The following is a 12,106-nucleotide window of genomic DNA, read 5'->3' as shown; positions in this document are numbered from 1 at the left end:
GCCACCCACCGCCCCGCCGAGCACCGCGCCCGTGCTGCCGCCCACCGCGCCGCCCAGCGCCGCGCCGGCTACGCCGCCGAGCGCGCCGCCGAGCGCATTGTTCATGTCGCCGGCCATCGCCGAAACCGACGCAGCAGCCGTGAGCGCTGCGATTGCAACGAGTCGAATGATTCGCTTTGACATAGTTCGGATGATTGTTTTTGAGACGGGCCGAGTATAACCGCGGCTTACGAAAACCTTCGGTAAAACTGCCGCACGTCGGCGGTAAGACTTGTAACAAAGTCCGATTGCCGACATTGCGCGGCCGCAGCCGACACCTCGTCGATGGCGACGTTAGAATCTAATTCCGATTCGTCGAATCGTCCGCTACAGGAGGCCAGCGTGCCCGCGTTACTCCCTGACGTCGATCGAGATGGACTTCTCGAATACTCGGTCGTCTTCACCGACCGATCGATCAACCATATGTCGCAGCGCTTTCAGGGCGTCATGCGCGACATCTCCAACACCCTGAAGAAGGTCTACAACGCCAAGGCCGTCGCGGTCGTTCCCGGCAGCGGGACGTTCGGCATGGAAGCGGTCGCCCGGCAGTTCGCGACGAACAAGAAGTGCCTCGTCATCCGCAATGGCTGGTTCAGCTACCGCTGGTCGCAGATTTTCGACATGGGCGGCATTCCGTCCGAATCGACCGTGCTGAAGGCGCGCCCGGTCGCGCAAGGCAGGCAGGCCGCATTTGCGCCGCCGCCGATCGAAGAAGTCGTCGCCGCGATCAAGCAGAACAAGCCCGATCTCGTCTTCGCGCCGCACGTCGAAACCGCAGCCGGAATCATCCTGCCCGATTCGTATCTGCGCGCCGTGGCCGATGCGGTTCACGCCGTGGGCGGCATGTTCGTGCTGGACTGCATCGCCTCGGGCACCGTCTGGGTCGACATGGAAGCGAGCGGCGTCGATGTGCTCATCAGCGCGCCGCAAAAGGGATGGAGCGCGTCGCCGTGTTGCGGACTCGTCATGTTGAGCCCGCTCGCCCGCGAAAGAATCGACGCGACGACGAGCACGAGCTTCGCCTGCGACCTTCGCAAATGGCTGCAAATCATGGAAGCCTACGAGAACAACGGCTTCGCGTATCACGCCACGATGCCCACGGACAGTCTCACGACACTGCGCGATGTCATGAAGGAAACCGAGGCATACGGCTTCGACAAAGTGCAAGCGGAGCAATTCGAGCTGGGCAAGCGCATCCGCTCGCTCTTGGCCGACAAGGGCTTCAAGAGCGTGGCGGCCGAAGGTTTCGAAGCGCCGGGCGTCGTGGTCTGCTACACGGACGATGACGGCATCCGCACCGGCAAGAAATTCGCCGATGCCGGCGTGCAGATCGCGGCGGGCGTTCCGCTTCAATGCGACGAGCCGGCAGATTTCAAGACCTTCCGCATCGGCTTGTTCGGGCTGGACAAGCTTCACGACATCGAAGGCACGGAGGCCCGATTCGCGAAGGCGCTGAACAGCATTCTGTAACACGCGCGGCTAGCGTTGCGGCAGCGCGCGCCGCGTGAGATTCAGCACCAGCAGGAAGCCGATGAACATGACGATGCCGCCCGCGATCAGGCTCGCGCCGATCGCCCCGCGATAGACCGCGACGATCTGCGCCTGCTGCGCCGCGCTCATCTGCGCGATCGCGGCGATACCGTGATCCAGCAGCGCCTGCGTATCGAGGGACGCAGGCAGCCCGCTCATCTCGCGCTTGAGCACGAAGGTCATGATGCCGCCGGACAACGCCACGCCCAGCGACGCTCCCAGCGAGCGCACGAATCCCATCGTCGCGGTGGCGGCGCCGAGCACGCGCTCGGGCACCGAGTTCTGCACGATGACCGTCGCGTTCGGCATGCCGATGCCCATGCCCGCGCCGAGCACCGCCATCGCGCAGAGAAAGAGCGGCACGCTCGCGCCGATGTGCGCAAGCAAGGCGAGCGAGGCGAGACCGAGACATTCGAGAAAGACGCCGATCGACAGGAGCGTCGCGATACGCCGCATGCTGCCGACGGAAAAACGTCCGCCGGTCACGGACGTGACGAGCATCATCGCGACTTGCGGCAGCATCATCGCGCCGGACTGCTCGGGCGTCTCGCCCAATACGAGCTGGAAATAGAGCGGCATGAAGACGAGCGAGCCCATCATCGCGAAGGCCATGATGCCGGAAGCCGCCACGCAGGTCGCGTAAGGCACGTTGCCGAAGAGCTTCAGATCGATGATCGGTTCCCGCGCGCGCCGCTCGACGAAGAACAGGGCGACGAAGCACGCCAGCGCAAGCACGCACGACAACGGCAAGCGCATGCCCGACATGAACGACGCGGACGCCGAATTGAACACCAGCAACAGCGCCGATGTCCCGATGCAGACCAGCACCGCGCCCGCGTAATCGACGGCGTGCTCGCCGCCGCGCTCGACCTTCGGCAGCGACATCATCACGAGCGCGAGCGACAGCGCGCCGATCGGTGGATTGATGTAGAACACCCATCGCCATGACGCGTGACTCGTGATGAAGCCGCCCAGCAACGGCCCCGCGACGCTGCTCACCGCGAACGCGCCGGTGAAGAGGCCCTGATAGCGCCCGCGCTCGCGCATCGGCACGATGCTGCCGACGAGCGTCTGCGACATCGTCATCAGCCCGCCGGCGCCGAATCCTTGCAGCGCGCGGAACAGAATGAGCGCGTTCATCGATCGCGCCGCGCCGCACAGCGCCGAAGCCACGAGAAAAATGCCGATGCTGAGCGCGAAGAACGGCTTGCGTCCGTACATGTCGGAGAGCTTGCCGTAGAGCGGCGCGCTGACCGTCGACGTCAGCATGAACGCGGTGACGACCCACGTAAGATGGTTCAGGCCGCCGAGTTCGCCCGCGATGACCGGCAGCGCGGTCGCCACGATGCTCTGGTCGAGCGCCGCGAGGATCATCGCGAGAATGAGGCCCGCGAACACGCGCCGGCGCTGGTTTAACGGGATCGGTGAAACGGCAACGTCGATTGTTTCTGTGGACATCGTGTAGCGAAAATTGAATGGAAGAACGCACTACGCGCGCAGCAGGATGCGTGCCCTTTCGTATAACATTCCTTGGTTAAGCAGCGCCGGAGCGAGCGATGACAACCGCAACCGTATTCAACGAGCACGCCGATCACTGGCTCGCCGCGCGGCGCGATCCGGAGACGGGTATCGAAGGGCTGCGCGCGCATTTCAGCGGTCACGCCTACGATCCGCACGATCACGACGACATGCTGATCGGCTACACGGAACAAGGCGTGCAGCGCTTTCAGTGTCATCGGTCTTTGCATACGAGCGTGCCGGGCCGCGCGATATTGATCGAACCCGGCGCGCTGCACGACGGTCATGCGCCGGAAGCCGGCGGCTTCACCTACGCGATGCTGTACCTGCCGCAAGCATGGGTCGAACGCGCGGCGCACGAACTGAATCTTCCGGGCCTGCGCAGCGTCGAGGCGGCTTTCAGTCGAACGCTCGTCGACGATCGCCGGCTCGTCGACGTCATCCGCACGGCGTTCCACGCCATCTATCACGACGAAGGCAGGCTCGCGCGCGATCAGGCGTTCGATCGCCTGCTGACGCAACTCAGCGGCCAGTTGCGCGACGCGCCGTCGATCGGCGGCGTCACCGCGCCGCTCGCCGCCCTTCGCGCGCGCGATCTCCTGCATGAACAGATGGACGGCAACATCGGACTCGATGAGCTCGCGACCGTTGCGGGCATCGACCGGTTCCGCCTGACGCGCCTCTTCAAGCGCGCGTTCGGCACGTCGCCGCACGCGTATCTGGTGCGCTTGCGCCTGCGCGCCGCGCGTCGCTTGCTGGCGGCCGGTCATCGGCCCGCGCACGTTGCCGCGATCGTCGGATTCTCGGATCAGAGCCACCTGGGCCGCTGGTTTCATCGCGCGTACCGGATGACACCGGCCGCGTATCGGCGGATGTGCACAAACGTTCCAGACTGAACGCCGCGAATCGCGCAACATGAATGTTCCAAGGAGGAACCTTCATGTTCGACACCAAAGTGGCGCTCATCGTGCGCGATGATCTGCCCGTCTGGCAAAAGCTCAATGTCGTCGCCTTTCTCGCGACCGGCGTCGCGGCCGCGGTGCCCGAAGCGCTCGGCGAGCCTTACGAGGACGCCGCCGGACATCGCTACGGCCGCATGCTGGGCCAGCCGATGCTCGTGTTCGCCGCCGATCTGTCCGGCCTGCAAGCCGCGCATCGACAGGCGATCACGCGCGAACTCAGAATCGTGCCGTATGTTCACGCGATGTTTTCCACCGGGCACGATGCCGCGAATCGCGAGGCATTCCGTGCCGAGGACGCGGCGAATCTCGATCTCGTCGGCCTCGCGCTGCACGGCGCCAAAAAGGCCGTCGACAAGGCGGTAAAGGGACTGGCCTTGCACGGCTGATTCGAGCCGCCTTGTCGGTCAATGCGACGACACGATGATGCTCGAAATGACGCCCGTGGCGATCGCCGCCAACACGAAGTCGCCGTTCACCTGCACCCACTGATAACCCGAGGGCGGAGCGTGCAGGTCATGCGCGCGCCAGTCCTTCACGACGTAACGCGATCCACGATACGAATCCGGCAGACGGTCGCCCGAATGCCAGTCCTGATGCGGCACCGGACGGCGCGCATCGTCGTGTCCGCGTGCTTCGGGTCCGGCGTTTCGCGGCTTGCCGGGCCCTTCCTGTTGTCGATGATCCGGGCCTGCATCCGGTCCGGCCGGTTGAGCGAACGCGGCCGTCTGTCCAAAGGTGATGACACAAAGAAGGGAAGCAATCGCAAGTCTGTTCATAGGCATCTCCATAAAACCAATGAGAGCGATGGGGCGCTCATTGATTCAATGCGATGCCTTTCGTTTCCTTACCACAGGTCGCTTCGGCGCGTGTGAATCGTTCATCGACCGAGCACCGTCACGGCGGGAAAGCGCATCAGATTTTCAACGTCCCACTCGTCGCCCAGATAGCGCGTATCCGGCAGCGCGCGAGGCGAGACGAGATCGGCGGACATGCCGCGCGCGATCAGACGTTGAAGAACGTCGTCACGCAGCCAGAACAGCGACCCGTCGTATATGGCGGGCCTGTAATCCGCCTTGAACGCGGCAAGCGAGTAGATGTCGCTGTCCCTGCTCCATACGCCATGCGTTTCGATGACTTCGGGACGTTCCGTGCTTATGTAGTCGCCCAGCTTCGCATACCCCTGACGCGTCAGCGATGGATTCGTCAGCAGCCCCAGATCCAGGATGTTCAGGCGTTCGCAGCACAATGCCGTGCCGCCGACGTCCGGCGTCAGGAACTTGAGCGTCGGCTGCCCGAGATGCTCGCGCAAGCGATCGACCGACGCGCCGGTCATCGCGAAGTTCTGTGGCGTTACGCCTCGCCAGTCGCCGGGCGATTGATTCCACACCCTTTTGCGAACCGCGCTTCCCATTGCATCCATCGAAGCCGGCAGCGCGCCGCGCATCGCCGCGCCGACGATCATCGTGTCGACGTTTTCGCGCAGCACCTTGGCGTTGAACACGAAGGTCCCGGCAAGGCACAGCAAGAGCCAGCGCAAGACGCGCGGCCGACGCATGTTCGCGAAACGTTCCGCGAGCGATAGCACGAGGATCGGCAGCACCGCCACGAACATCCGGCCGGTATAGCCCCAGTTTCTTCCCGATATCAGTGCGAACACGCCGAAGGCCACTATCAGAAGCAGCGGCATCGGATCGAGACGGCGCGCCTGACCGCCCTTCCAGCTCAGGACGATGCCAGCCAGCAGCGCGGCGTTCACGAAGAGAAAATCCTTGAGGCCGCGCAGCTTCTCCAGTAAGCCGTCCCAGCCCTTCTTGCTGTATGGCGCGTGAAGCTTGGCCAGAATGGTGTTCGGCAACAATACGCCGAAGACCGAATATCGCCAGAGCGTCATCAGCAGAAAACAAAGCATCAGGCACACGCACATTCGAAACGCGCGCGAGCGTTCCTGCGGGCAAAACACGACCATCCAGCCCAGCGCGAAACCCAGATAGAACACCGCTTCGAAGCGAGTCAGCATCAGAAGCGGCACGAGTGCATACGCGAGCGTCGATTGCGCGCGCCAGTAGAGCACGAACGCGAGCAGCAGCAACGCGAAGACCGTCATCTCCATGCCGTTGACGATCTCGGCCTGACACATCGGAAGCAGCCCGAGCAAGGACACGACGATGAGCCGATGCGTCGGGCTCGGCAATGACGGTTGAAGCGCGCGCCACATCAGCACCAGCGTAGCGCTGAGCGCGATGAACGAAAGCAGTTGCGCCGCCCTGATCGCTTCGAGAAAGCCCGGATGGAACAGCCAATGCCCGATCGCGAGCATCGCCGTCATGAGCAGCGTCGACGTACCTTCGCCCAACGGCGACACCGGGGTCAACGCAAACAATCCGTGCCGCCCGAGCGTCTGTGCATACGCGACGGTGATGGCGCCGTCGTCCCATCCGTATGGGCCGGCCAGCGCGATCGCCGTCAACGAAAGTACCGCGTACGCCACTGCGAAGAGCAACCCGGTGGCTTTCTCCTTCGCCTCGATCCTGTGCGTGACGTGTTCGGTCATAGGCAGACAGCGCTATTGCGACCGCAATCCGAACACGGCGACGCCGTTCTTCGCGCCCACATACACCTTGCCGTTCGCGATCATCGGCGTGATGAACTTGTTGCCCGCACCGAACTGGTCGCGCGTGCCGGCATCGACGCTGCTGTAAAGCTGATGATTGAGATTGGTCGCGTCGTAAGCGCGCAGCACGCCGATCGACCCGTTCTCCGCCGCCCACAGAATCGCGTTCGACGTGCCGTTCGCCGAAATGCTCGGCGTCGCGCCCGGGAAGCCGAACGAGTTCAGCGTCTGACTCGACGGCGTGCGCGACAGCGCGGCGTTCGTTACCGTGAACGCCTTGATGTTGTCGCCGACCGAGCCGAAATAGACCCTGCCGTTGAAGTACGCGGGCGCGCCGAACATCGGTCCGCGTATCTGGCCGACGAGCTCCTGATAGATGTGATCCGCGTTCGAATCGAACTTGCCCATCGACCAGCGGTTGACGACATAGATCGTCGAGTTCTTGCCCGCGCCGACCGCGAGACGCCAGACCTTGCCGTTCGCATCGGTGAAATCGGGCAAGACCATCGCGCCGCCGGAACCGAGGTCTTCGTCCTCGTTCGATTGCTGCACCGTGTTCGACGGCTGGAAGTAGTCCTGCACTCTCAACGGCCCGAGGTTCAGCCGCAGGAAGCCGTTGCCGAAGTTGCCGTTGATCGGCATCTCGTGCTCGTTCTGCGTCGGATCGAAGGTGCCGTTGGCATCGAGGAAATAGATCGATTCGCCGTCCGACGCAGGGCCCGCGCCGCTCATCCAGATCGAGCCCATCTGGCCGTTCGGCGTGACGTTCAGCACGCTCGCCTGCTGCAGCGTGTTGGCGTCGTAGCCGATCACCCAGCCGGTGTACGGCATGAAATCGCAATGCGATGTCCACGCGGTATAGATGACGCCGTTCAACTGCAGCAACGCCGCGCGCTCGGCGTACTGACCCGGATCGAACGTCAGCGTGCCGTTCTGGCTGCCCGCGCCGTTGCCCGGATAGGTCGCGCGGATTTCGGTCGGACCGTTGAAGAGCTCGGCGCCCGTCGTGATATCGAGCGCGTGGATGCGCTGGTGATAGCCGCCCGATGCATCCTTCGACATGCCGACGACATACATCGCGCCGTTCGGTCCGCGCCCGCGATCGATGACGGGCGTCGCCGTCACACCGATCGTCGGCGTGATCTGATGGCACTTGTGATCGTCGCTCGGATTCTCGCCGCTGCCGAGCGTCGAGACTCTCCAAAGCGTCGCGCCGCTGTCGGCATCGAACGCGTAGACGCTTCCGTTCTCGGTCGCGACGTACACGACGTTGTGCGTGGCGCCCCCGATCGGAACGTTCGCGAGAAAGAGCGGCTGCGCGTCGACGGCGCCATCGACGGAATAGAAAGCCACCTTGCCGAACGTGTTCTGGTTGACGTTCGCGAGCGTGAGGGTCGTTTCGGCGAGTTGCTGTCCGGTGCGGGCGATGTCGTTGTGCCAGGTGACGACGTCCATCGCGTTGCTGGGCGACGTTGCCTTCGCCACGCTCGACGCGGCCCGGCTCGCCGCGGCCGATGTCGCATCGCCGCCGGAGTCGCCGCCACTGCACGCGGCGATGATTGCCGCGATCAGCACGGCGCCGAGTGCGGCGGCATAAGCGGAAAAACGCGCATTCATTTGCATTCTCCTTCTCCGGAAGGGGCCGGAACGGACAACGCGGTGTCGGGCGACATCGGTGCTGCAACAGAGCAATCGTGATGCCCCATAGCAGCGTGTACCCGCAAACCAGCGCATCAGCGAAGCGAGGAAGCCGTCGAGCGCCCCGAGGGACGCAATTCGGCCGCTATTGAACATCGGGAAACGGAGGGCGAGCGACGAACCTGGCTTACAAAAGAGCGCGTCAGCTTTGCTCGCGACTCGCGCGCCTTCGCGGAATGGTGACGGAGAACCAGAGCAGTCTTGTCACCGAACGTTCGGGCGTAACGGGGAAGGCTCTTTACCGACTGAAAGCTATCGCAAATCGCGGAGTGAATCAATCGCGCAGGTTTTACATTGCACTTTCGAAATCGTGCGCGTCGTTGATGACATGTTGCCGGGGCTGTAAAAACGAATGTGGGGGAGTGCACATATCTACCTACTTATTTCGCGTCTCGAACTTTTTTTGCCGATTTGGGCTGCTAATCTTTGGGCCAATGGTCATGCAAATCGCAAGGCCGTCTGTCCGGATGTCCGACATGCAAGTCTCACCTTGAGAGCCCTCGCCGGGACCAGGAACGTGCCGATGACGACGATTTCGGAAATCCGCGAAACGATGCCCGACCGAATGACATCCGGCATGCAGGCGCCCGCGCGCTCATCGGCTCGCCGCTCGCTGCTTCGCCACATGGCCGCGCTCGCTCTGGGTGCAGTGTCGTCGCCCTCCTTCGCGCAGCATGGCGATCTCGGACTCGTCACGCCGCCAGTCCGTCTCGACGATGCATGGCTCGTCGATCAGACCGGCAAGAAGCGTCTGCTCAACGACTTGCTGCATCAGCGCGTGACTGCAGTGCAAACCGTCTATACCGGCTGCGGCACGATATGTCCCTTGCAAGGCGCGTTGTTCAACGCGGTTCAGGAACGGATACCGCAAATCCGCGCGCGTCGTCCGGTGCAATTGCTGTCGGTCGGGATCGATCCGCTTTCGGATTCGCCGTCGGCATTGCGCGCGTGGCTCGCGCGCTTTCAGGCGGGTTCCGCCTGGAATGCAGCGACGCCGGCACTCGCCGATGTCGACCGGATGCGCGTGGCGCTCTCGGGCAGCAACGCGCCTCTCGGCGACATCGCTGACCATTCCACCCAGGTCTATTGCTTCGATGCCAACGCGATGTTGCGCTGGCGAAGCGCCGATCTTCCTCGCGTCGAAGACATCTGCGATGTGCTCGGCGCGCTCGCACGTACGTAACCCGCTTCATGTACGGGGTGCAACCATGCCTGGAATCCGTTCGACGAGCCACGCGTCAAGCCTGTTCGTCCGATGCATGCGCTTCTTGCTGCTCGTCGCGTTGCCGCTGGCATTGGCGGGCATGCCGCACGCCGCGCGCGCGCAAAGCTCGGCGCCCATCACGCTGAGCGGCACCAGCCTGTGCGCCGACGTGAGCGGCGAATCGAGGGCGCCGGGCGCGCCCGTGATTACGTGGTCCTGCTGGGGCGGCGCGAATCAGCAGTGGTTTCCGTCAGCGACCGGCACGCGCTACAACCTCATCAATCAGAACAGCGGCCTGTGCATGGACGTCTCGGGCCAAAGCCAGAGTCCGGGCGGCCCCGTCATCCAGTGGACCTGCAATGGCGGCGCGAATCAGGCGTTCTCGTTGACGCCGCAAGGCGCGGGCTACGCGATCGTCGCGGGACATAGCGGCTTGTGCGTGACCGCATCGAGCACGACGTCGCAAGGCAATCAACTATCGCAGCAAGTGTGCAACGGAAGCGCGACGCAAACGTGGCAAGTGGCCGGCCTGCCGGTACAGCAAGCCGCATTGCCGTCGAAGTGGACGACGCCGTATCAGTTGCCGCTCGTCCCGCTGCAAGCCGCCAATCTGCCCAATGGAAACGTGCTCGTCTGGTCGGCCGACGCGCCGCTCGACTTCACCGACAGCGCGAATCCGCCGGCGAGAACCTACACGGCGATCTTCAATCCATCGAACGGCACGAGTTCGCAAGTGATCGTGACCAATACCGCGCACGACATGTTCTGCCCCGGCATTTCCAATCTCCCCGATGGCCGCATCTTCGTGACCGGCGGATTGAGCGTGCGGCAGACCAGCATCTATTCGCCGACGACCAACACATGGACCGCGGGCAATCAGATGAACATCCCGCGCGGCTATCAGGGCAGCGTGACGCTGAGCAACGGCAACGTGTTCGTCATGGGCGGATCGTGGAGCGGAGGGCTCGGAGGAAAGTCCGGCGAAACGTGGACCTCGGGTTCGGGCTGGCGGATCAATAGCGCGATTCTCGACGATTACATCGTCACGAACGACGCGAGAGGCGTGTTCCGCTCCGACAATCACGCGTGGATGTTCGCGGTCGGCAACGGACGCGTGTTCCATGCGGGACCGAGCAAGGCGATGCACTGGTTCGATACGGCGGGCAACGGCAACGTGAGCCCGGCCGGCAACCGTGGCAGCGACGGCGACGCGATGAACGGCAACGCGGTCATGTACGACGTCGGTAAGATTCTCGCGGTCGGTGGCGCGCCGAGCTACGATCAGTCGCCGGCCACGGCCAACGCGACGCTCATCGACATCAGCAGCGGCAACGCGACGACGCGGACCATCCCGCCGATGAGCTACCGGCGCGCGTTCAACAACAGCGTCGTGCTGCCGAACGGACAGGTCGTCGTGATCGGCGGACAGACCTTCGCCGAGCCTTTCTCGGACAACAACGCGGTCCTCACCCCGGAACTCTGGGACCCCGCGACCAACACGTTTTCCCCGCTCGCGCAGCAGGCCGTGCCGCGCACCTATCACAGCGTCGCGCTGCTGCTGAACGACGGACGCGTGCTGAGCGGCGGCGGGGGTCTGTGCGGATCATGCTCGACCAATCACACCGACATCGAGATCCTGACGCCGCCGTACCTGCTCAACTCGGACGGTTCCGCCGCGTCGCGTCCGACTCTCAGCTCCGTTCCGAGCGATGCGCAGCTCGGCACGACGATCGTGGTGACGGCCAGCCGGAGCACGCGCGCATTCGTGCTGATGCGCTCGTCTTCGGTTACGCATTCGCTGAACAACGAGCAACGACGCGTGCCGCTCACGTTCAGCGTCGGTACGGCGGGCGAATTCCAGTTGAACATTCCGTCCGATCCGGGCGTCGTCGTCCCCGGCTATTACATGCTGTTCGCGCTGAACGCCAACGGCGTGCCGAGCGTTTCGCGCGTGCTGCGCGTGCGTTGAATGGCCCGACGCCGCTTCCTCGAGGCGCGGGCCGCGGCGATGCGCGTCGCATTCGTCGCGGTCGTCGCATTCGTTGCGGTCGTGGCAATTGCGCCGCTTGCGCGCGCGCAGACCGCATGCGACCCCGCCGACATGGGCTGCGCGATCTTCAACGGACAACATCCGATGACCGCGCATCTGCGCGACGACGAGCGCCCGTTGCCTTCCTTTGCGACGCGATGCGTCAATTGCCACGTCGGCACATCGACGAAACCCGCGTTCGCGCCGCCGCTGACGCACGACGCCCTGCTCGGCGTCGCAAGCCGCCGTGGCGGGCCGCTCAGTCACTATGACGCGATGTCCTTCTGCCGCGCCGTGAAGAACGGCATCGATCCGGCGGGCGTGCTGCTGCGCAAGTCGATGCCCCACTACCGCATCGCCGATACCGAATGCCAGGCGCTTTGGCAATACGTCATGCATCGATGAGCGCGGGCGCTACGCGTTCCGGCGAGAGGTATTTATTGCCTCAACCGTCAGAAGAATCATTCCAATAAGGGCTTAACCCGCTAAAGAGCTTTCGACGAAGGTCGTAAAAC

General features: G+C 63.8%; 10 protein-coding genes and 1 pseudogene. 6 read left to right on the top strand and 5 right to left on the bottom strand.

Annotated elements, in window-relative coordinates:
- Positions 1-183: pseudogene (locus NCT05_RS34645) on the bottom strand (hypothetical protein); the annotation flags it as partial.
- A 198-nt stretch (positions 184-381) separates the two neighbouring features.
- Here NCT05_RS34645 and NCT05_RS34640 point away from each other — a divergent pair.
- Positions 382-1,509 (top strand): aminotransferase class V-fold PLP-dependent enzyme, encoded by a 1,128-nt coding sequence (locus NCT05_RS34640; RefSeq protein WP_250504455.1) that lies wholly within the window; start codon positions 382-384, stop codon positions 1,507-1,509.
- Between the two features lie 9 nt (positions 1,510-1,518).
- Here the strand turns inward: NCT05_RS34640 and NCT05_RS34635 are convergent, their stop codons facing one another.
- On the bottom strand, positions 1,519-3,027 hold the full coding sequence (locus tag NCT05_RS34635) for an MDR family MFS transporter (RefSeq protein ID WP_033535645.1): 1,509 nt from the start codon (positions 3,025-3,027) through the stop codon (positions 1,519-1,521).
- Positions 3,028-3,125: 98 nt separating this feature from the next.
- Here NCT05_RS34635 and NCT05_RS34630 point away from each other — a divergent pair, with 98 nt between their 5' ends.
- Together NCT05_RS34630 and NCT05_RS34625 are read left to right on the top strand one after the other, a co-directional pair.
- Entirely contained in the window at positions 3,126-3,983 is an 858-nt protein-coding gene (locus NCT05_RS34630; RefSeq protein ID WP_250504454.1) for an AraC family transcriptional regulator, read from the top strand.
- Positions 3,984-4,027: 44 nt separating this feature from the next.
- The gene (locus NCT05_RS34625) at positions 4,028-4,435 is read left to right on the top strand and encodes a DUF2000 domain-containing protein (protein ID WP_008345769.1); all 408 of its coding nucleotides are present in this window, start codon (positions 4,028-4,030) and stop codon (positions 4,433-4,435) included.
- A gap of 18 nt (positions 4,436-4,453) precedes the next feature.
- Here NCT05_RS34625 and NCT05_RS34620 read toward each other — a convergent pair whose 3' ends face one another.
- The 3 genes from NCT05_RS34620 to NCT05_RS34610 all read right to left on the bottom strand — a co-directional run bounded on the left by NCT05_RS34620 (position 4,454) and on the right by NCT05_RS34610 (position 8,277).
- Positions 4,454-4,825, bottom strand: a complete 372-nt coding sequence (locus tag NCT05_RS34620; RefSeq protein ID WP_008345771.1) for an RcnB family protein — start codon at positions 4,823-4,825, stop codon at positions 4,454-4,456.
- 101 nt (positions 4,826-4,926) lie between these two features.
- On the bottom strand, positions 4,927-6,600 hold the full coding sequence (locus tag NCT05_RS34615; protein WP_250504453.1) for a hypothetical protein: 1,674 nt from the start codon (positions 6,598-6,600) through the stop codon (positions 4,927-4,929).
- Positions 6,601-6,612: 12 nt separating this feature from the next.
- Positions 6,613-8,277 carry an outer membrane protein assembly factor BamB family protein gene (locus tag NCT05_RS34610; RefSeq protein ID WP_250442191.1) on the bottom strand — a complete coding sequence of 555 codons (1,665 nt, stop codon included), beginning with the start codon at positions 8,275-8,277 and terminating at the stop codon, positions 6,613-6,615.
- Between the two features lie 604 nt (positions 8,278-8,881).
- Here NCT05_RS34610 and NCT05_RS34605 point away from each other — a divergent pair.
- The 3 genes from NCT05_RS34605 to NCT05_RS34595 are packed head-to-tail and all read left to right on the top strand — an operon-like array spanning position 8,882 to position 11,996.
- The gene (locus tag NCT05_RS34605) at positions 8,882-9,541 is read left to right on the top strand and encodes an SCO family protein (RefSeq protein ID WP_250504452.1); all 660 of its coding nucleotides are present in this window, start codon (positions 8,882-8,884) and stop codon (positions 9,539-9,541) included.
- Positions 9,542-9,566: 25 nt separating this feature from the next.
- Complete coding sequence (locus NCT05_RS34600; protein WP_033535643.1) at positions 9,567-11,531, top strand: RICIN domain-containing protein; 1,965 nt, start codon at positions 9,567-9,569, stop codon at positions 11,529-11,531.
- Positions 11,532-11,996 (top strand): hypothetical protein, encoded by a 465-nt coding sequence (locus NCT05_RS34595; protein ID WP_250504451.1) that lies wholly within the window; start codon positions 11,532-11,534, stop codon positions 11,994-11,996.
- Positions 11,997-12,106: the final 110 nt, after the last annotated feature.

The organism is Caballeronia sp. AZ7_KS35 (assembly GCF_023631045.1).
GTDB classification, from domain to species: Bacteria; Pseudomonadota; Gammaproteobacteria; order Burkholderiales; family Burkholderiaceae; genus Caballeronia; species Caballeronia zhejiangensis.
This window is presented reverse-complemented; position numbering and strand designations above follow the sequence as displayed.